Consider the following 23196-nt stretch of genomic DNA (forward strand, 5'->3'; position numbering starts at 1 on the left):
CGCGGCGGGTTGCCGGTGGCGGGTGGTCAGTCGAGGTTGCGGCCGAGTTCCTTGTCGATGAAGTCCATGACCTCGTCGGCCGTGGTGGCCGCCTGCACTCCGGCGCCGTCCGGGGTCCCGGCGGTCCCGGCGTCCCTGGCCCAGCGGCCCAGCAGCGACTGCATCCGCAGCATCACGCGGGCGCGGTCGCCGTCCGGCAGGCCGGCCACGGACTCCTCCAGCCGGTCCAGGTCGCCGAAGACCGTCTCTGCCGGTTCGGGTTGCGGGCCGGTGAGCTGCTCGCGCACGTGGTCGGCGAGGGCGAGCGGGGTCGGGTAGTCGAACAGGACGGTCGCGGGCAGTTGCAGGCCGGTGGCGCCGTTCAACCGGTTGCGCAGCTCGATGCTGGTCAGAGAGTCGAACCCGAGCTCGTTGAACGGCCGGGCGGCGCCGACGCCGTCGGGGTCGGAATGCCCGAGGACGGTGGCGGCCTGCGCCTGTACCAGCTCCACGAGCCGCTGCCGCTGCTCGGGCTCGTCCAGCCCGTCCAACTGCGGCGCCACGGCCGTCCCGGCGTCGGGTCCGGCCGCGGCGGCCGGTCCCGCGTCCGGCAGGAGCCGGCGCAGCAGCGGCGAGGACGCCCCCGCGTTGCGCAGGGCGGCCAGGTCCAGACGGGCGGGCACCAGGTGGGCGTGCGGCAGGCCGAGCGCCATGTCGAGCATGTCCATCCCGTCCTCGGTGGAGATCGGGAGGGTGCCCGAGCGCGCCACCCGGGCCCGGTCCTGCCGGCCGAGCCCGCCGGTCATCCCCGTCTCCACCTCCCACAGCCCCCACGCGAGGCTGACCGCGGCCAAGCCCCGGGCGCGCCGGTGCTGCGCCAGGGCGTCGAGGAAGGCGTTGGCGGCGGCATAGTTCCCTTGGCCGAGGCCGCCGAGGCTGCCCGCCGACGAGGAGAACATCACGAGGGCCGCGCCGGTGTCCTCGGTGAGCCTGTGCAGGTTCCATGCGGCCGTCACCTTCGGCGCGAACACCTCGTCGATGTGCAGGCCGCTTTGCGAGGTGAGCACGGCGTCGTCGAGGACGCCCGCGGCGTGCACGACCGCCGTGAGAGGACTGTCGGCGGGCAGGTCCGCCACGAGCCGCCCCAGCGCGTCCGCGTCGGAGACGTCGCAGGACTCGATTCGGGGGTGCGCGCCCAGCTCGGTCAGCCGGGCGGCGAGGCCGTCGGCGCCCGGGGCGCCGGGACCACGGCGGCTGACCAGAACCAGGTCCCGGACGCCGTGCCGGGCCGCGAGGTGCTCCGCCACCAGACCGCCGAGGGTGCCGGTGCCGCCGGTCACCAGGACGGTCCCGCGGCCGTAGGGGGCGGGAGGCGCGTCCGCCGCGGCGCCGGTCGCCGTCCGCACCAGACGGGGCGCGCGGGCCGTGCCGGCGCGGAGCGCGAGCTGGGGTTCGTCCAGGGCGAGAGCGGTGGGCACCGCGTGCAGGGAGGCCGCGTGCCCGTCGAGGTCGATCAGCCCGAACCGTCCCGGGTGCTCGGCCCCGGCGGTGCGGACCAGGCCCCACAGCGTGCTGTGCGGGAGGTCGGCCACGGACTCTCCGGGTACCGCGGACACCGTCCCGGACGTGACGAAGGTGAGGCGCCCCTCGCCGCCGTCGGCGATCCGGCGCTGCATCGCCGACAGGGCACGATAGGCGGCGGCATGGGCGAGCGCCGCCGCGTCCTCGTTCTCCGGAGAGGTGACGGGGACAGAGGTGACGGGTACCAGGACATGGCCCTCGTTCTCGGAGCCGGGCAGCCCCAGGTCGTCGAGGTCCTCGACGGAGTCGCAGGGCAGGCCGGTCTCACGCAGGGCGTCCAGGACCGCAGCCGCGAGAGCGGGGGAGTGGCCGGTGACCACGGTGCACCGCCCGGCGGGCGGGGCGTCCGGCAGCGGCACCGGGTCCCACTCCAGGTGGAACAGGGCGTTGTGGTGGCGGCCGGCGGCCACGACGGCCGGGTCGAGGGGCCGCGACACCAGGCCGCCGACGGTGAGCAGCGGGGTCCCGTCCTCGGTGGTGATCCGGATCGTCACCGGGCCACCGTCCTCGGCCGACAGCACCACCCGCGCCGCCGCCCCGTCCGCCGGGTGCGGAAGACCCGCGTGGACCACGACATCGGTCCACGCGAACGGCACTCGCACGGACTCGCCGGGCTCCGCGTTCTCGCCGGTCTCGCCGCCGGTCGCGCCGGCGAGCATCAGCGGATGCAGGGCCGCGTCCAGGAAGGCCGGGTGCACCGTGTGGCCGGAGGCGTCGAGCCCTGCGGGCGGCCGGAGTTCGCCGTACAGGGTGCCCGAGGCGGTGTCGCGCCACGCGGCGGTGAGCGCCTGGAAGCGCGGGCCGTAGGTGATCCCCTCCTCCTCCAATCGGCTGTAGAGGTTCTCGGTGGGGAGCGGTTCGGCCTCGGGCGGCGGCCACGGCGCACCGGGACCGGCATCGGCTGCCCCGGCGCCGGCGGTCCCGGAGTCCGCCGTCAGCTCCCCGGTCGCATGGGTGGTCCACGGTTCGCCGGGTGCCGCCGGCTCCGGACGGGCGTGGATGCCGAACCCGCGCCGCCCCCGCTCGTCCGGCGCCTGGATCGAGACCTGGATCTCCATGGCGCCGTCGGAGGGCAGGCGAAGTGGCGCGACGATGGTCAACTCGTGCACGGCGGGCAGGCCGACGTGACGGCCGGCATGCAGCGCCAGGTCGGCGAATGCCGCGCCCGGCAGGAGGACGGCGCCGCCCACGGTGTGCTCGGCCAGCCACGGATGCGCGGCGGCATCGAGGCGTCCGGTGAGCAGCGGCGCGTCTCGGTCGGCGGGCGTGACGGCGGCGGTGAGCAGCGGGTGGCCCGTGGACGCGAGCCCGGTGCCGGTGAGCGCGGCGCGCGCCGGCCGGCGCTCCAGCCAGTAGCGGCGGTGCTGGAAGGCGTAGGTCGGCAGCGGCACCGTCGCGCCGTCCGGCACTAGCGCGGCCCAATCGGCGGTGTGCCCGCGGACGTGCAGGTGCGCGAGGGCGGTGAGGACCGCGTGCACCTCGGGCTCGCCGTCGCGCAGCGTCGGAACCGCCGCGGCCGCGGCGCCGTCGGGCAGTTCGCCGAGGACGCCGCGCGCGGCCGTGGTCAAGGCCGGGTGCGGTCCGATTTCGAGGTAGGTGGTGGTTCCGTGTTCATGGAGTGTGGCGATGGTGTCGGCGAAGTGGACGGTGTGGCGGATGTGCTGGGTCCAGTGCTGGGCTGTGGTGAGGGTGTCGGGGTCGGCGGTGGCGCCGGTGAGGTTGGTGATGAGTGGTGTGGTGGGGGGCCGGTAGTCCAGGTGGGCGATGGCCTGGTGGAAGTCGTCCAGGATCGGGTCCATGCGGGGTGAGTGGAATGCATGGCTCACCTTCAGCCGCTTGACCCGACGCCCCTCGGACCGCCACTGCTCGGCGCAGGTGGTCACCGCCTCCTCGTCGCCGGAGATGACGATCTGGTCGGGGGAGTTGACCGCCGCGACGACGACACCGGAGGCACCGTCGAGGCGGTCGCGGGCCTCCCCGGCGGTCGCCTGCACGGAGTACATGGCTCCGCCCGGCGGGAGGCTTTGCATCAGGGTGCCGCGGGCGGCGACCAGGGTGCAGGCGTGGGCCAGGGACAGCACCCCGGCCACGTGCGCGGCGGTGACCTCGCCGACCGAGTGGCCGGCGACGAAGTCGGGGCGCAGGCCCAGCCATTCCAGCAGCCGAAACAGTGCCGCCTCGACCGCGAACAGCCCCGCCTGGGCGAACACCGTCCGCTCCAGGACCTGCGCGTCCCCCTCGAACACCACCTCCCGCAGCGAGCACCCCAGCAGCGGATCCAGCAGCCCGCACACCTCGTCGAACACGCCCGCGAACACCGGGAACGCCTCGTACAGCTCCCGGCCCATCCCCACCCGCTGCGACCCCTGACCCGAGAACAGCACCGCCACCTTGCCCTCGGTCGCGGTGCCGACGACGGTGCCGGAGTGGTCCTCGCCGCGGGCGAGAGCGCGCAGCGCGTCCTGGAAGTCCTCGGGGGTGGAGCCGAGGACGACGGCGCGGTCCTCCAGGGAGCCGCGCGTCTTGACGAGTGATGCGGCCACGTCCGTGACCGATATGGGGGAGGAGTCCGCGATGTGGTTGCGGAGCCGCTCGGCCTGGGCGCGCAGCGCGCGATCGCCGCGCGCGGACAAGGCCCAGGCGGCGGTGCCGCCGACGGGGCGGCCGGTGGTGCCCCCGGCTTGCGCGGACGGCGTGTCCGCGGGCTCGGGCTCGGGTTCGGGTGCCTGTTCGAGGATGACGTGGGCGTTGGTGCCACTGATCCCGAACGAGGACACCCCCGCACGCCGCGCACGCCCCGTCTCCGGCCACGCCACCGCCTCGGTCAGCAACTCCACCCCACCCGAGGACCAATCCACATGCGGCGAGGGCTCATCGGCATGCAACGTCGGCGGCAACACCCCCTCCCGCAACGCCATCACCATCTTGATCACACCCGCCACCCCCGCCGCGGCCTGCGCATGCCCGATATTGGACTTCACCGACCCCAACCACAACGGACGACCCGCCACCCGATCCCGCCCATACGTCGCCAGCAACGCCTGCGCCTCGATCGGATCACCCAGCGCCGTCCCCGTCCCATGCGCCTCCACCGCATCCACATCCGAGGCCGCCAACCCCGCCGCACCCAGCGCCTGCCCGATCACCCGCCGCTGCGAGGGACCATTCGGAGCCGTCAGACCATTACTGGCACCGTCCTGATTCACCGCCGAACCACGCACCACCGCCAACACCCGCCGACCATGACGAACCGCATCCGACAACCGCTCCACCAACACCAGACCCACCCCCTCCGACCACCCCGTCCCATCCGCCGACGCCCCGAACGCCTTACACCGCCCATCCACCGCCAACCCCCGCTGACGACTGAAGACCACGAACGGCGACGGCGCGGCCATCACCGCCACGCCGCCCGCCAGGGCGAGCGAGCATTCGCCCGACCGCAGCGCCTGGCAGGCGAGGTGCAGAGCCACCAGGGAGGAGGAGCAGGCGGTGTCGACGGTGACGGCGGGGCCTTCCAGGCCGAAGGTGTAGGCGACCCGCCCGGACACGACGGCGCCTGAGCTGCCGGTGGTGAAGAAGCCTTCGAGCTCGTCGGGGGCCTCGGAGAGGTACTCGCCGGGTGAGGCGCCGGTGAACACCGCGGTCTGGGTGCCGCGCAGGGAGGCGGGGTCGATGCCGGCGCGTTCGAACGCCTCCCATGCCGCCTCCAGCAGCAGTCGCTGCTGCGGGTCGGTCGCCAGGGCCTCGCGCGGGCTCATGTTGAACAGCGCGGGGTCGAAGTCGCCCGCGTCGTAGACGAAGCCGCCCTCGCGGGCGTAACTGGTGCCGGCGTCGTCGGCCGTGCCGAACAGGCGGTCCAGGTCCCAGCCGCGGTCCTGCGGGAACGTGGAGATGGCGTCGGTGCCGTCGGCGACGAGCCGCCACAGGGCCTCGGGGGTCCGCGCGCCGCCCGGGTAGCGGCAGCTCATCGCCACGATGGCGATCGGCTCGTCGGCCGGGGCGGCGGCCGTGCCGCCGCTGGCCTGTGCCGGTTCCTCGGCTTCGCCGAGCAGGAGGGTGTGCAGGTGTCCGGCGAGGATCTCCGGGGTCGGGTGGTCGAACAGCAGCGTGGCCGGGAGCTGGAGCCCCGTGGCCGTGTTCAGCCGGTTGCGCAGCTCGATGCTGGTGAGGGAGTCGAACCCGGTCTCGTTGAACGGCCGGGCGGCGCTGATCGCGTCGGGGCCGTCATGGCCGAGGACGGTGGCGGCGTGCGCGCGGACGAGGACGAGGAGCCGTTCGAGGCGCTCGGCTCGCCCGAGCGAGGCCAGTTCCCCGGCCGGCCCGCCGGCCGGCGCGGGCCCGCGTGCCGCGGTGGCCGCGGCACGGCGGGAAGCCGGCAGCAGGCGCTTGAGCAGCGGCGGGGTCGGACGCATCTCCCGTAGCGCCGCCAGGTCGAGCCGGGCGGGCACCAGGTGCGGGTAGGGGTGGACGAGCGTGGCGTCCAGGAGCGCCAGGCCCTCCTCGGTACTGATCGGGATCATCCCCGCGCGGGCGAAGCGGGCCCGGTCGCCGTCGGTGAGGCCCCCGGTCAGGCCGCTCTCCTCGGCCCAGTAACCCCAGGCCAGGCTGGTGGCGGGCAGGCCGTCCGCGCGGCGCCGGTGGGCGAGGGCGTCCAGGTAGGCGTTGGCGGCGGCGTAGTTGGCCTGGCCGAGGCCGCCGAGCGTGCCGGCGGCGGAGGAGAACAGGACGAACGCGGCCAGGTCCATCCCGGCGGTGAGACGGTGCAGATTCCAGGCGGCGTCGGCCTTGGCGGCGAAGACGGCGTCGATCCGCTCGGCCGACTGCGCCGCGAGCGTCGCGTCGTCCAATGTCCCGGCGGCGTGCAGGACGGCGGTCAGCGGACGATCCTGGGGAATCGAGGCCACCAGGTCCCGCAGCGCCCCCTCGTCGGAGACGTCGCACGCGGCGATGACCGGTTCGGCGCCCAGCTCCGCCAGCTCGGCGGCCAGTTCGGCGGCGCCGGGGGCGTCCGGGCCGCGCCGGCCGGCCAGCAGCAGGTGCCGGACCCCGTGCCGGGCGGCCAGGTGCCGCGCCGCCAGGCCGCCCAGCGTGCCGGTGCCGCCGGTGATCAGGACGGTGCCGTCCGGGTCGAGTGGCGCCGGCAGTGTCAGCACGACCTTTCCGATGTTGTGGCCCTGGCTCAGGTGCCGGAACGCCTCGGGGGAGCGGCGCACGTCCCAGGCGGCGAGCGGCAGGGGGCGCAGCGTGCCCTGCTCGAAGAGTGCCAGCAGTTCGGTGAGGATTTCGTGGATGCGGTCCGGCCCGGCCTCTTCCAGGTCGAACGCCCGGTACAGCACGCCCGGGTGCAGCGCGGCCACCTCGTCAGGGTCGCGACGATCGGTCTTGCCCATCTCCAGGAACCGCCCGCCTCCCGGCAGCAGCCGCAGAGAGGCGTCGACGAACTCGTGTGCGAGCGCGTTGAGGACGATGTCGACGCCGCGGCCTCCGGTGGCGTCCAGGAACTTCTCCTCGAATCCCAGGGTCCGGGAGGAGGCGATGCGTTCTTCGGGCAGGCCCGCGGCACGCAGCGTCGCGTGCTTGCCGGGGCCGGCCGTCCCGTAGACCTCCAGGCCGAGGTGCCGGGCGAGCTGCAGCGCGGCGGAGCCGACGCCGCCGGCGGCCGCGTGCACCAGCAGCCGTTCGCCGGCCCTGGCCCCGGCGAGGTCCACCAGACCGAAGTAGGCGGTGAGGAACACGCTGGGCACGGACGCGGCCTCGGCGAAGGTCCAGCCGTCGGGCACCCGCGCGACCAGCCGCCGGTCGGCGGTGGTGACGGGTCCGGTCCCGGCGGTGAACAGGCCCATGACGCGGTCTCCGGGGGCCAGGTCGGTGACGGCGGAGCCCACGGCGGTGACGATGCCCGCTCCCTCTCCGCCGATCGGCCGCGGGTCGTCGAGCATCCCGAGGGCGACGACGACGTCCCGGAAGTTGACGCCGCCGGCGCGCAGGTCGACCTGGACGTCGCCAGGTGCCAGGCCGGAGGGCGCGGGAACCTCGGCCAGCGTCAGGTCCTCCAGTGTGCCGGTGGCCGCGGCGGCGAGCCGCCATGCGCCGCCCGCGGGTTCCGGCAGCAGCGTGTCGTCGCCCGCGGTGCGGGTCAGCCGCGGCGCGAGCGCCGTGCCCGCGCGGAAGGCGATCTGCGGTTCGCCCGCGGCGAGGGCCGCCGGGAGCGCGCGTCCGGACGCCGGATCGCCGTCCAGGTCGACGAGGGTGAACCGGGCGGGATGCTCGGACTGCGCGGACCGCACCAGACCCCAGACGGCGCTGTGCGCCGGCCCGGAGAGCGGATCGCCGGGCCCGGTCGCGATCGCACCGCACGTGACGACGGTGAGGTGGCTCGTCCCGTCGGGATCAGCGGTCAGATGCTCCTGGAGGAAGTGCAGGGCCTCCGCCGCGGCGGCACGAGCCTCCGCGGGCGTGTTCCGCTCGGGTGGAGCGAGGACGACGACGTTCTGTGCTCCTGGGGACCCCGTGATGAGCGCGCCGCCGGTCTGCACGAAGTGACCGGCGTCTTGCAGCGCGTCGGCCAGGAGCGGGTCCCCGGCGCCCAGGATGGAGAAGTCACCTGACGGCACGTCCTCGGGCAGGGCGATCGGTGCCCAGTCCACGTGGAAGAGCGAGTCGCGATGAGGCGCGCCAGGTGCCGCGAAGTCCGTGGACAGCGGGCGCGACACCAGGCCGTCGGCGGTCAGGACCGGTTCGCCGGCCGGATCGGTCAACACCACCGAGGCATGGTCGCCGTCGACGGTGAGGGTGGCGCGGACCTCGGTGGCGCCCGTCGCGTGGAGCGTGACGCCCGTCCACGCGAAGGGGAGCCGCACCGGCGCGTCGGGCTCGGTGTCCTCCATCGCCGTCAGCAGCAGCGGGTGGAGTGCGGCGTCCAGCAACGCCGGGTGGATGCCGTACCCGTCGGCCCCGATGTCCTCTGGGAGCCGGATGTCGCCGTGCACCTGGCCGCTGGCCCCTCGCCAGGCGCCGGCGAGGCCCTGGAAGGTAGGACCGTACAGGTAGCCGTGCTCGGCCAACTGCTCGTACAGGCCGCTGATGGCGAGTGGCTCCGAGCCCTCGGGCGGCCAGGCCGCCGGGTCGGCCGCGGCGGGTGCGGCCTGCGGCGCCTCGGTCAACTCCCCGGTCGCGTGCCGGGTCCACGGCGGCTCGTGCTCGTCGGTGTCCGGACGTGAGTGCACCGTGACCTGGCGGCTGCCCCGCTCGTCCGGCGGCTGCACCGCCACCTGCAGTTGGACGGCGTGGCCGTCGTCCAGGACGAGCGGCGTGTGCAGGGTCAGCTCGCGCACGTGCGACAGGCCGGTGTAATGCCCGGCGTGCAACGCCAGGTCCAGGAACGCGGTGCCGGGGAGCAGCACCGTCCCGGTGACGGTGTGCTCGGCCGTCCACGGATGGGTGCGCGCCGACAGCCGCCCGGTGAGCAGCACGGTGTCCTGGTCGGCGACGGTGACCGCCGCGGTCAGGACGGGGTGACCCCCCGGCGCCAGGCCACCGGCTCGCGCCCCGGCTGTGCCGGGGCCGGGCGCCAGCCAGTAGCGGCGGCGCTGGAACGCGTACGTCGGCAGGTCGACGGGCCGTCCGCCCGGAATCGCCGCCCCCCAGTCCACGGCTCGCCCATGGATCCATGCTTGCGCCGCCGACGTCAGGAACCGCGCCTGCCCGCCGTCGTCGCGGCGCAGGGTGCCGAGGGCCAGGGCGCCGCGGAAGCGGTCCGCGCCCGCGTCGAGGGTCTGCTGTACCGCGACGGTCAGCACCGGATGCGGGCTGACCTCGATGAAGGTACGGTGGCCGTCCTCGTGCAGCGCCGCGGTCGACCGTTCGAGCTCGACAGTGTGGCGCAGGTTGCGGTACCAGTACGAGGCGTCCAGTTCCGAACCGTCGATCCGGGCGCCGGTGACCGTCGAATAGAAGGCGGTATCGCAGGAGCGGGGGACGATGCCCGACAAGGCGGCGACCAGGTCGTCGCGGATCGACTCCACCTGGGCCGTGTGCGAGGCGTAGTCCACCGCGATCCGGCGTGCCTGCACGCCGTCGGCGGCGCAGGCGGCGAGCAGCTCCTCCAGCGCGCCGGGCTCTCCGGCGACGACGGTGGCCTCGGGCCCGTTGACCGCCGCGACGTCGACGCGTCCCGGCCAGTCCGTGATGCGCTCCCGGACGCGCGCGGCCGGAAGGGGCACCGACACCATCCCGCCGGCGCCGGCGAGAGCGCGGAGTGCGCGGCTGCGCAGGGCGACGACCATGGCGGCGTTGTCGAGTGTGAGTGCGCCGGCCGCCCAGGCCGCGACGATCTCGCCCTGGGAGTGGCCGAGCACCGCATCAGGGGCGACGCCCAAGGATCGCCACTGCTCGGTCAGGGCGACCATGACGGAGAACAGCGCCGGCTGGACGACGTCCACCTGGTCCAGGCCGGTGCCGGACCTCAGTGTCTCGGACAGGGACCAGTCCACGTGCGGAGCGAGCGCCTGCCCGCACCGTTCGATGGCCCGCGCGAACACCGGTGAGGCGTCCATCAACTCCACGCCCATGCCCGTCCACTGCGAGCCCTGGCCGGGATAGACGAAGACCGTCCGTCCCGGGTCGCCCGGCGTTCCGGTCACCACCGAGGGCGACGGAGCGCCCTCAGTGAGCGCCGCCAGGCCGGTCAGCGCGCTTGGCCGGTCCTCCGCGACCACCACCGCGCGGACGGGGAGCTGTGCCCGCGTGTTCGCGAGCGAGAACGCAGCGTCCGCAGGGGCCAGATCCGGTTGCTCTTCGGCGAACTCATGGAGCCGGGCGGCTTGAGCCCGTAGTGCGGTGTCCGTTGCTCCGGACAGGATCCATGGGATCGGGGTGGTGTCTGTGTTGTGGTCTTGGGTGGGTTCGGGTTCGGGTTCGGGGTCGGTTGGGGGTGCTTGTTCGAGGATGAGGTGGGCGTTGGTGCCGCTGATGCCGAAGGAGGACACTCCGGCGCGGCGGGGTCTGCCTGTCTCGGGCCATTGGACGGGTCCGGTCAGGAGCCGGACGGTGCCGGTGGACCAGTCGACGTGGGGGGAGGGTTCGTCGGCGTGCAGGGTCGGGGGCAGTACGCCGTGGCGGAGCGCTTGGACGGTTTTGATGACGCCGGCGATCCCGGCGGCGGCGGCGGGGTGCCCGATGTTGGATTTGATGGATCCGATCCAGAGGGGGTGTGCGGGGTCGCGGTGGTGTCCGTAGGTGGTGTGGAGGGCTTGGGCTTCGATGGGGTCGCCGAGGGTGGTGCCGGTGCCGTGGGTTTCGACGGTGTCGATGTCGTGGGGGGTGAGGTGGGCGTTGGTGAGGGCTTGGTGGATGACGCGTTGCTGGGAGGGTCCGTTGGGGGCCGACAGGCCGTTGCTGGCGCCGTCTTGGTTGGTGGCGGTGCCGCGGATGGTGGCCAGGATGGGGTGGTGGTTTTGTTGGGCTTGGGTGAGGGGTTCGATGAGGACGAGGCCGGCGCCTTCGGCCAGGCCGATGCCGTCGGCACCGGCCCCGAACGCCTTGCACCGCCCGTCGCGCGCGAGGCCGCGCTGGCGGCTGAACCCGAGGAACGGGTCCGCCGTCGCGAGGATCCCGACACCGCCGGCGAGGGCGAGCGTGCATTCGCCGTTGCGGATGGCCTGGGCGGCCAGGTGGAGGGCGACGAGGGAGGAGGAGCAGGCGGTGTCCACGGTCACGGCCGGGCCTTCCAGCCCGAAGGTGTAGGCCACCCGCCCCGACACCACGCTCGCGTTCGTTCCGGTGAGGAGGTGTCCTTCCAAGCCCGGAGGCACTCGGTCCAGGCCGCCTCCGTACTGCGGCTGGTTGCAGCCGACGAAGGTCCCGGTCGCGCTGCCGCGCAGCGACGCGGGATCGATCCGCGCGTTCTCGATCGCCTCCCAGGCGGTCTCCAGCAGGATCCGCTGCTGCGGGTCCATCGCGAGCGCCTCACGCGGCGAGATGCCGAAGAACCCCGCATCGAAGTCGCCCACGTCGTACAGGAACCCGCCGTGCTGGACGTAGCTCGTGCCGGGCCGGTCAGGATCCGGATCGAAGAGGCCCTCAAGGTCCCAGCCGCGGTCGGTGGGGAAGTCGGCGATGGCGTCGGTGCCGGACAGCACCAGCTCCCACAGCTCTTCCGGAGAACGGACCCCGCCCGGGAACCGGCACGCCATGCCGATGATCGCGAGCGGTTCGTCCGGTGCGGCCACGTGGGTGACCGTTGCCGTTGCGCCACCGGTGTCCGGGGCGTCCTCCAGCTCGGCGGCCAGCAGCCGTGCGATGCGCGTCGCCGTCGGGTGGTCGAACACCAGCGTCGCCGGCAGCCTCAACCCCGTCAGCGCGGCGAGCCGGTTTCGGAGTTCGACCGCCGTCAGCGAGTCGAAGCCGAGGTCGGTCAGGGCCCGTCCGGCGTCGATGGTGTCCGCCGATTGATGACCCAGCACGCCCGCGATGTTCGTGCGGACCAGCTCGGTCAGGGCGTCCGTCCGCTCCTGGCCGGCCAGCCCGCCCAGCCGCCGGCGGAGGCTGCTCGCTTCGTCGTCCGGTCGCTCGGCTCGCGCCTCGGCCAGCTTCCTGATCTCGGGAAGATCCTGCAGCAGCGCGCTCGGCCGCTCGGACGCGAAGATCGGTGAGAAGCGGTCCCACCTGATGTCGGCGATGAGCCGGAACGTCTCGTCGTGGTCGAGTACCTGCTGGAGCGCGGCGGTCGCCTCATCCGGGGCCATCTCGAACAGGCCGTGCGAGCGGGCGCGTTCGCCGACGCGCCCCTCGGCCATCCCGCCGCCCGCCCAGCTTCCCCACGCGATCGACGTGGCGGGCAGCCCTGCCGCGCGCCGCCGCGCCGCCAGCGCGTCCAGGAAGGCGTTGCCGGGCGCGTAGTTCGCGAGCCCGGGCGACCCGAACGTCGCGGAGAACGACGAGAACAGCACGAACGCCGACAGCTCCAGGCCCTCGGTCAGCTCGTGCAGATTCAGCGCGCCCTGCGCCTTCACCGCCAGCACGGGATCCATCCGCTCCGGCGACAGCGCGTCCACGACGCAGTCGTCCAGCACGGCCGCCGTGTGCACCACGGCGGACAGCGGATGCCCGTCCGGGATGGCCCGCAGCACCTCCGCCAGGGCCTCCCGGTCGGAGATGTCACACCGTGCGAAGGTCACGTCCGCGCCGTGGGCGGCCAATTCGTCCCGTAGGTCTTCGGCGCCTGGCGCCTCGCCACCCCGGCGGCTCACCAGCAGAAGGTGCGGAGCGCCGTGGGAGGCGAGGTACCGGGCCACGTGCGCGCCGAGCGTCCCGGTCCCGCCGGTGATGAGAACCGTGCCCTCCGGCCGCCATGTTCGTGAGGCTGGACGGCCGTGAAGTGGGGCATGCGACAGCCGGCGCACCCGGACCCCGGTCGGCCGGATGGCGAGCTGGTCCTCCGGCCCCGGATCGGCGAGGATGCCGCACAGCCGTTCCCAGGTCCGGTCGTCCGGTTCGCCTTCGCCGGGCAGGTCGATCAGCCCGCCCCACATGCCCGGGTGCTCCAACGCGGCCACCAGGCCCAATCCCCAGGTCACGGCCTGGAACGGGTCCGGCGGAGCGTCGTCCTCGCCGGTGCGGACGGCCCCGCGGGTGAGCGTCCAGAGCCTTCCCGTGAAGCCCGTGTCAAGGGCCGCCTGCACGAGGGCCGCCGATCCCGCCGCACCGGCCGGAACATGAGGTTCGCCGGGCACCCTGTCGCCGTCCAGCGAGAGCAGGGAGACGATCCCGTCGAACTCGCCGTCCTCCACCGCTTGCCGCAGCGCCTCGGCGAGGTCCGACCTGCCGTAGGCGGCGGCCTCCGCCACTCGTACTTCGGCGCCGTGTCCCGCTAGCGCGTCCGCGACCGCCCGCACCTCCGTGCTCTCGGGGCGGGTCAGGACGAGCCAGCGTCCCGGCACCCGGTCCGAACCCGGGGTGTACGGCTTCCAAACGATCTTGTAGCGCCGCTCGTCCAGGGCGCCGTCGCGCCGCAGGTTCTTGCGCCAGGTTGCCAGCGCGGGGACGACGTCGGTCAGCGCCTCCTGGCCCAGGTTCAGGGTCGCCGCGAGGGCCTGGAGATCGCCCTCGTCCACCGCATTCCAGAGACGGGTCTCCCCGGGTGCGTGCCTGTGCCCGTTCCCGTTTCCGTTGCCCGTGTGCGTGGGCGTGTCGAGCCAGTAGTGGTGGTGTTGGAAGGGGTAGGTGGGCAGGTGGGTGGCGGTGTGGTCGGGTTCGGGTGGTTCGGGGGGTTCGGGTTGGTTGGGTTGGGTGGGTGTGTAGGTGATGGGGTGGTGGGTGTGGGTGTGTAGGTGGGCGAGGTTGTGGAGGTAGTGGGTGTAGGTGTGGTGGTCGCGGGTGAGGGTGTGGTGGACGAGGGGTTCTGCGGGCGGGTTGTTTGTGGTGTCTGGGGTGTGGGTGTGGGTGTGGGTGTGGGTGAGGGTGTGGGTGAGGTCGGTGGTGAGGATGGGGTGGGGGCTGATTTCGAGGTAGGTGGTGTGGCCGGTGTGGTGGAGGTGTGTGGTGGTTTGGTGGAGTTGGACGGTGTGGCGGAGGTTGGTGTGCCAGTAGGCGGGGTCGGGGTGGGGGTTGGTTTGGCCGGTGCAGGTGGAGATCCAGGTGATGGTGGGTGGTTGGGGGGTGATGCCGGTCAGGGCGGTGAGGATGTGGGTTTGGAGGGTGTCGATGGCGGGGTGGTGGGAGGGGTAGTTGACGGGGAGGCGTTTGCTGCGGATGCCGTTGCGGGTGCAGTGCTCCAGGAGGCGGGTCAGGGCGGTGTCGGGTCCTGAGACGGTGGTGGAGTCGGGTCCGTTGACCGCGGCGATCGATATCTCTTCCAGGCCGTCCAACTCGTCGAGGGTGTGGGGGTGGGCGGCGATGTGGGCCATGCCGCCGGTGTGGTGCAGGCGGGTGAGGGCTTGGGAGCGCAGGGCGCTGATGCGGGCGGCGTCGTGCAGGGTGAGGGCGCCGGCGATGTGGGCGGCGGCGATTTCGCCTTGGGAGTGGCCGATGACGGTGTCGGGGTGGACGCCGTGGGCTTGCCAGAGCCGGGCCAGTGACACCATGATCGCGAACAGGGCGGGTTGGATTACCTCGGTGCGGTCCCATACCGGGCTGTCGGGGGGTTGGGTGAGGGTCTGGGTCAGGGACCAGTCCAGGTGTGGTGCCAGTGCCTGCTCGCATTCGGCCATGGATGCGGCGAACACCGGGGACTGCTGCAGCAGGGCCGCGCCCATGCCCGGCCACTGCGATCCCTGGCCGGGGAACACGAACACCGTCTTGCCGGCCGGGCGGGCCTGACCGGTCACCACCCCGCCGGTGTCGCGGCCGGCGGCGATCGCGTCCAGCCCGTCCAGTAGTTCGCTGGTGCTGGTGCCGATGATGACCGCGCGGTGGTCGAACAGGGTCCGGCCCGACCGCAGCGCGCGCGCGGTCCGAACCGCGAAACCAGTACCGGGATCGGTGCCGGTGCCGGTGCCGGTGCCGGTGTCGGTGGCGGGGTGGTTGGTGCGGGTCCAGGCGGCCAGCCGGCGGGCCTGGTCGCGCACCGCGCCCTGGCCGCGACCCGACACCACCCACACCACCGGACCATCCGAGCCGGCGGACTCGGCGCGCGGATCAGCCGCGGGCTCGGATTGGGAGGCCTGCTCCAAGATCACGTGGGCATTCGTGCCGCTTGCGCCGAAGGCCGAGACCGCCGCGCGCCGCGGCCGGTCCACCCGCGGCCACTCGGTGGCCTCGGTCAGCAGCCGCACCGCACCGGCCGACCAGTCCACCGCCCGCGACGGCTCGTCCACATGCAACGTCCGCGGCAATATGCCCTCTTGCAGCGCCATGATCGCCTTGATGACCCCGGCGACCCCGGCCGCCGCCTGGGCGTGGCCGATGTTCGACTTCACCGAACCCAGCCAGAGCGGACGATCGTGGGGACGGCTGCGCCCGTACGTGGCGAGGAGCGCCTGGGCTTCGATCGGGTCGCCCAGCGAGGTGCCGGTCCCATGGGCCTCCACCACGTCCACGTCCGCACCCGACAACCGCGCATTGGCCAGGGCCTGCTCGATGACGCGCTGCTGAGACAGCCCGTTGGGCGCCGTAAGGCCGTTGCTCGCGCCGTCCTGGTTGATCGCCGAACTGCGCATCACCGCCAGGACGCGGTGGCCGTTGCGTTCGGCGTCCGAGAGCCGCTCCAGCAGGAGGATGCCGACGCCCTCCGACCAGCCGGTCCCGTCGGCCGAGTCGGAGAACGCCTTGCAGCGGCCGTCCGGGGCCAGGCCGCCCTGCCGACTGAACTCGACGAAGGCTCCCGGTGTCGCGATCGCCACCGCGCCGCCGGCCAGGGCCAGGCCGCATTCGCCGCGGCGGAGCGCTTCTCCCGCGAGGTGCATCGCCACCAGAGAGGACGAGCACATGGTGTCCAGAGTGATCGCGGGACCGTGCAGGCCGAGTATGTAGGCGATGCGACCGGAGGCGATGGCGGGGGAGGCGCCTGTGAGCACATGGCCCTCGACGTTCTGCGGGGCCGCGTACACGCCGGGCCCGTAGCCCGCGTAGGCGGCGCCGACGAACACGCCGGTCTGCGTGCCGCGCAGGGAACCGGGCGCGATGCCCGCCCGCTCGATCGCCTCCCAGGACGTCTCCAGCAGGAGCCGCTGCTGCGGGTCCATGGCCAGGGCCTCGCGCGGCGAGATGCCGAAGAACTCCGCGTCGAAGCCCGGCATGTCGTCCAGGAATCCGCCGCGCTGTGTGGAGGACGTATGCGAGCCGTTGCCGTCCTTGCCGAAGAGCGCGTCCAGGTCCCAGCCGCGGTCGGCGGGGAAGTCACCGATGGCGTCGGTGCCGTCGATGACCAGCCGCCACAAGTCCTCGGGACTGCGCACGCCGCCGGGGTAACGGCATGCCATGCCGACGACCGCGATCGGCTCGTCCGCCTGCGCCTCCACCTCGCGCAGCCGCTCCCGCGCCTGGCGCAGCTCCGCGGTGACCCACTTCAGGTTGTCGAGCAGCTTCTGTTCCGTGGCCATGGCCGCAATGGCTCCTTCGGCTGAGGCGGTGGGGTCGGATGGACGGTCAGGACTTGCCGAGCTCTTCGCGGATGAGGTCGAGGACTTCGTCGGCGGACGCCGATTCCAGGTCCTGGTGGTGGTCGGCCGTGTTGCCGTGCCCGTTGGTGTCGCCCCACTTGGCGAGGAGCACCTGGAGGCGTCCGGCGACCTTGCGGCGGGTGGCGGCGTCGGGGGACAGGCCGGTCAGTTCGGCGTCCAGCCGGTCGAGTCCGGCGAGTACCGAGCCTTCGGTGACCGCCCCGTCCGCCATCAGTTCGGGCCGGAGCAGCTCGGCGATCGCGCGCGGTGTCGGGTAGTCGAAGGCGAGCGTCGCCGGCAGCCTTACCCCGGTCGCCGCGGTCAGGCGGTTGCGCAGGTCGACCGCGATCAGTGAATCGAAACCGAGATCCTTGAACGGCAGGTCCGGCTCGACCGCGTCGGGTGAGCCGTGCCCCAGGGCGACCGCCGCATGGGAGCGGACCACGCTCATGAGCTCGGCGAGCTGGTCGGCATCGGGAAGCGTGGCGAGCCTGGCGCGCAGCTCGTCGGCCGCTCCGGCGCCATCGATCGCGCCGATGTCCGCGGCCGGGTCTGTGGCGCGGAGGTCCGGCAGATCCGAGATGAGGGGGCTAGGGCGAGCCGTGGTGAACGCGGCGGCGAAGGTCTCCCACTCCACGTTGGCGATGGACACGGAGGTCTCGTCGTGGTCGAGCGTCTGCCACAGCGCCTCGAAGGCGGACTCGGGGGCCATCGGCAGTTGGCCGCGCCGCCGCAGGTACTCGGCCACCTCGTCCTCGGCGGCCAGTCCCGCGTCGCCCCAGGCGCCCCAGGACACTGACGTCGCCGTCCTCCCCTGCGCTCGCCGCTCCTCGGCCAGCGCGTCGAGGTAGGCGTTCGCCGCCGCGTAGGCGGCCTGGCCTCCGCTTCCCCAGGTCCCGGAGTTGGAGGAGAAGAGGACGAACGCCGCCAGGTCCAGATCGCGGGTGAGGTCGTCCAGCAGCGTGGCTCCAACGGTCTTCGACCGGATCACCGTGTCCAGCCGTTCGGTCGTGATCTCGTCGAATGGTTCGTAGTCGACGACTCCGGCGAGGTGGAAGACGGCGGACAGCGGCGCATCCCCGGGGACCTCGTCCAGCACGGACAGCAGCGCATCCCTGTCGGTGATGTCGCAGCCGGCGATCGTGACGCGGCTGCCGAGCGCGCCGAGCTGTTCGGCCAGATCCGCCGCGTCCGGTGCGTCTGGGCCCTGGCGGCTGACCAGAACGAGGTGCTCGGCGCCGCGGGCGGCCAGCTCCGTGGCCAGAAGACGCCCGAGTGCGCCCGTCCCGCCGGTGATCAGGGTCGTCCCGTCCGGTGTCCACTTCCGGCGGGGCGACCGTCCGACCAGGGGAGCCCGGACGAGCCTGCGTGTCAGCACCCCCGACGGCCGCAAGGCCAGTTGGTCCTCGCCAGAAGCGTTCGTCAAAGCCTGGCAGAGCTGGTCCCAGGTGCGTTCGTCCGGGACCGCGGGCAGGTCGATCAGTCCGCCCCAGCGCGCCGGATGCTCCAGTGCCGCGACCCGGCCCATACCCCACACGTGCGCCTGGAGCGGACGCGTAGGCGGGGCGCCCGGCCCCGTACCGACCGCTCCCTGTGTCAGGCACCAGATCGGCGCGGACGTCTCGCGCTGGGCCAGATGGAAAGACTTCGCCAGGCCGCTCGGGACCGCGTGATGGTTCTCGTCAGGGGTTTCGTCCATGGCCAGCAGCGACAGGATGCCTTCGGCCGCCTCGTCGGACATCTCCTCAACGGACTGGACGATCCGCGCATCCACTCCACGCCGGACCAGCGCGGTGGTCAGCTCGACCGTGAGCGCATCGTCCTCGTCGCCGACGACGAACCAGAGGCCGGACGGAGCGAAATCACCGTCCGTCTTGAGCGGAGGCCAAGCCACCCGGTACCGCCAGCCGTCCGCCGCCGCTTGTCGTCGCTGCCCGATCCGCCAGCTTGCGAGCGCCGGCACGACCTCCGCGAGCGCCTCTTGACGGACGTCCAATACGGCGGCCACGGCGGGAACGTCACCGTTATCGACCGCCTCCCACAAGGCGTCGTTCCCTGAGTCTTCGCCGCCGCTACTCGTCGGCGTGTCGAGCCAGTAGTGGTGGTGTTGGAAGGGGTAGGTGGGCAGGTGGGTGGCGGTGTGGTCGGGGTCGGGTGGTTCGGGGGGTTCGGGTTGGTTGGGTTGGGTGGGTGTGTAGGTGATGGGGTGGTGGGTGTGGGTGTGTAGGTGGGCGAGGTTGTGGAGGTAGTGGGTGTAGGTGTGGTGGTCGCGGGTGAGGGTGTGGTGGACGAGGGGTTCTGCGGGCGGGTTGTTTGTGGTGTCTGGGGTGTGGGTGTGGGTGTGGGTGTGGGTGAGGGTGTGGGTGAGGTCGGTGGTGAGGATGGGGTGGGGGCTGATTTCGAGGTAGGTGGTGTGGCCGGTGTGTTGGAGGTGTGTGGTGGTTTGGTGGAGTTGGACGGTGTGGCGGAGGTTGGTGTGCCAGTAGGCGGGGTCGGGGTGGGGGTTGGTTTGGCCGGTGCAGGTGGAGATCCAGGTGATGGTGGGTGGTTGGGGGGTGATGCCGGTCAGGGCGGTGAGGATGTGGGTTTGGAGGGTGTCGATGGCGGGGTGGTGGGAGGGGTAGTTGACGGGGAGGCGTTTGCTGCGGATGCCGTTGCGGGTGCAGTGCTCCAGGAGGCGGGTCAGGGCGGTGTCGGGTCCTGAGACGGTGGTGGAGTCGGGTCCGTTGACCGCGGCGATCGATATCTCTTCCAGGCCGTCCAACTCGTCGAGGGTGTGGGGGTGGGCGGCGATGTGGGCCATGCCGCCGGTGTGGTGCAGGCGGGTGAGGGCTTGGGAGCGCAGGGCGCTGATGCGGGCGGCGTCGTGCAGGGTGAGGGCGCCGGCGATGTGGGCGGCGGCGATTTCGCCTTGGGAGTGGCCGATGACGGTGTCGGGGTGGACGCCGTGGGCTTGCCAGAGCCGGGCCAGTGACACCATGATCGCGAACAGGGCGGGTTGGATTACCTCGGTGCGGTCCCATACCGGGCTGTCGGGGGGTTGGGTGAGGGTCTGGGTCAGGGACCAGTCCAGGTGTGGTGCCAGTGCCTGCTCGCATTCGGCCATGGATGCGGCGAACACCGGGGACTGCTGCAGCAGGGCCGCGCCCATGCCCGGCCACTGCGATCCCTGGCCGGGGAACACGAACACCGTCTTGCCGGCCGGGCGGGCCTGACCGGTCACCACCCCGCCGGTGTCGCGGCCGGCGGCGATCGCGTCCAGCCCGTCCAGTAGTTCGCTGGTGCTGGTGCCGATGATGACCGCGCGGTGGTCGAACAGGGTCCGGCCCGACCGCAGCGCGCGCGCGGTCCGAACCGCGAAACCAGTACCGGGATCGGTGCCGGTGCCGGTGCCGGTGCCGGTGTCGGTGGCGGGGTGGTTGGTGCGGGTCCAGGCGGCCAGCCGGCGGGCCTGGTCGCGCACCGCGCCCTGGCCGCGACCCGACACCACCCACACCACCGGACCATCCGAGCCGGCGGACTCGGCGGACTCGGCGGACTCGGCGGACTCGGTGCGCGGCTCACCCGCGGGCTCGGCGTGCGGCTCGGGTTGGGGGGCTTGTTCCAGGATGAGGTGGGCGTTGGTGCCGCTGATCCCGAACGAGGACACCCCGGCCCGGCGCGGCCGGTCCACCCGCGGCCACTCGGTGGCCTCGGTCAGCAGCCGCACCGCACCGGCCGACCAGTCCACCGCCCGCGACGGCTCGTCCACATGCAACGTCCGCGGCAATATGCCCTCTTGCAGCGCCATGATCGCCTTGATGACCCCGGCGACCCCGGCCGCCGTCTGCGCGTGGCCGATGTTCGACTTCACCGAACCCAGCCAGAGCGGACGGTCCTCTGGACGGTCCTGGCCGTAGGTCGCCAGCAACGCCTGGGCTTCGATCGGGTCGCCCAGCGAGGTGCCGGTCCCATGGGCCTCCACCACGTCCACGTCCGCACCCGACAACCGCGCATTGGCCAGCGCACGCCGGATCACCCGCTGCTGCGAAGGACCGTTCGGCGCCGCCATGCCGTTGCTCGCGCCGTCCTGGTTCATCGCCGAACCGCGGATCACCCCCCACACCCGCCGCCCATGACGCACCGCGTCCGACAACCGCTCCAACACCAGCACCCCGGCGCCCTCGGAGAGGGACATGCCGTCCGCCGCGGAGGCGAAGGGCTTGCAGCGTCCGTTCGCGGCGAGGGCGCGCTGCCCCGCGAAGCCGATGAAGGTGATGGGCGTGGCCATGACGGCGACGCCGCCGGCCAGGGCGAGGGAGCATTCCCCGGTGCGCAGTTCCTGGCAGGCGAGGTGGATCGCCACCAGCGACGACGAGCACGCGGTGTCCAGCGTCACCGCCGGGCCCTCCAAACCCAGCGTGTAAGACACCCGCCCCGACACCACGCTGGCCGTACTTCCTGTCGTGAAGTGGCCCTCCAGGCCTTCGGGCACTCGGTCGAGAGTGGTGCAGTAGTCCAGCAAATTGCAGCCGATGTAGTTGCCGACTGCCGTCCCCTTGAGCGAGCGCGGGTCGATTCCCGCCCGTTCGAAGCCCTCCCACGAGACCTCGAGCATGAGCCGCTGCTGCGGGGCCATGGCCAGCGCCTCACGGGGAGAGATCCCGAAGAACCCAGGGTCGAAATCCCCGGCCACTTCGAGGAAGCCCCCCTGCCGCACATAGGTCTTGCCGGGCTTGCCGGGCTCGGGGTCGTACAGGTCGGCGGCGTCCCAGCCCCGGTCCTCCGGAAACCCGGAAATGATGTCGGCGCCACCTGCGACCAGGTTCCACAGGTCCTCGGGAGACCGCACACCACCCGGATAACGGCAGGCCATCCCGACCACTGCGATCGGCTCGTGATGCTTCTCCTCGGCCCGCTTCAGCCTCGTGCGCGTCTGCCGCAGGTCAGCGGTGACGCGCTTCAGGTAGGCGAGAAGTCTTTCTTCAGAGGTCGCCATGGGTCGCCGTTCTCCTTGCAGGACGGGTTGGGGGACCATGGGAGAGGCCCGGTCGAGCGGCGGAGGTTCTGAGCTGGGCGTGGCCGCCGCCGCGTAAAGACGTTCCTCGGCCGCGTCGCCGGCGCGCGCCATCGCGAACGCCAGGACGGGCGGGGCCATCACCGACGTGATCACAGCGACGAGCACGACGATGGTGTAGGTGTCGGTGCTGAGAATGCCCAGCCGCAGCCCCACCATCGCCACGATCACTTCGATGACGCCGCGCGCGTTCATCCCCGCGCCGATCCCCAGGGCCTCCCAGCGGTTCAAGCCACCGCCTACGGCGCCCAAGGACGCGCCGAGGAACTTCCCGATCACGGCGATCGCCAGAATCGCCACGGCCGTCCAGAGGACGGTCGGGTCTGCGAGGCCGGTCAGGTCGATGCGCAGTCCCGCGGTAGCGAAGAAGAGCGGTGCCAGGAACGACAGCACGACCGTTCGCAGAGCCGAAAGGTCCTCGGGCGATACGGCCCCTGAGGCGCGCAGGACGATCCCGCAGAGGAACGCGCCGAACACGGCCTCCAGCGACATCGCGTGAGTACCGGCGGCGGCCAGCAGGATCAACACGACCACCGTGCCCACGATCGGTCGGTCGCGGTCCCGGCCCGCCGTTGCCGTCACGAACACCCTGGCCAACAGAGGTCCGGCCAGTGCGGCGAACAGCACCGTGCCGGCCAGGGAAGCCAGGGCGAGGGTGACGTTTCCCGCCCGGATTCCGGATGTCGCCATCGCTGAGAGGAGGGAGAGCAGGAACCAGCCCACGATGTCGTCGATGACGCCCGCGGTCAGGATCAGCTGGCCGACATTGCGATGCTGGAGCCGCATGTCGATGAGCGTCTTGGCGATGACCGGGATGGCGCTCACGCTCATCGCCAGCCCCAGGAAGAGCGCGAAAACCGTGGGATCAGCCGAATCGGGGACGACCTGCTCTGGCAGCAGGAAACCCGCCGCCACGCCGAGCGCCAAGGGGACCGCGAACCCGGCCAAGCTGATCTGGGCCGCCACCCGGCCACGACGGCGGAGCTTCCCGAGCTCGATCTCCATGCCGGTGAGCCCGACCAGCAGCACGAGGCCGAGCTGTCCGGCGGCGTCCAAGAGGTGCATCTGATTCGGGCCGCGGGGGAAGAGCCACGTGGAGAGGCCCGGGAGCAGGTGCGCCAGGACCGAAGGACCGAGAAGGATGCCCGTCGCCAACTCACCGACGATCGCCGGGAGGCCGGCCCGCCGCGCCAGGCGCCCGAGCAGGACCGCGACACCCAGCAGGATCGAGATCTGGAGCATGAAGATCTCAAGCTGGTGAGGCGGCAGAGGCGCGATCGGCGCCTGGGCGGGCATACGCACTCCCGGAGGTCCACGGGTACGGAGGGCGCTCGCGCGGCGCCCCTTCAGCGATGCAACCCGCCAACCCCCGGAGACGTCGCCCCCTAACCTCCGTGCACTGCCCCTAGAGGACGCCGCTGAGCACTGAGGCGAGCGGGCTCAGCGGTCATTGCTGAAAAAGGTGCGCCGGGAAGTCTG

Annotated in this window: 2 protein-coding genes; both read right to left on the reverse strand. The window is 72.6% G+C overall.

All coding sequences use genetic code 11. From position 1 onward, the window contains the following. Positions 1-26 precede the first annotated feature (26 nt). The gene (locus tag K4S16_RS00415; protein WP_149256789.1) at positions 27-16601 is read right to left on the reverse strand and encodes a type I polyketide synthase; all 16575 of its coding nucleotides are present in this window, start codon (positions 16599-16601) and stop codon (positions 27-29) included. A gap of 46 nt (positions 16602-16647) precedes the next feature. Continuing rightward, entirely contained in the window at positions 16648-23013 is a 6366-nt protein-coding gene (locus tag K4S16_RS46700; RefSeq protein ID WP_149256790.1) for a type I polyketide synthase, read from the reverse strand. Between the last annotated feature and the right edge of the window lie 183 nt (positions 23014-23196).

It is taken from the genome of Actinomadura sp. K4S16 (assembly GCF_008327685.1).
In the GTDB taxonomy this organism is placed as follows: domain Bacteria; phylum Actinomycetota; class Actinomycetes; order Streptosporangiales; family Streptosporangiaceae; genus Spirillospora.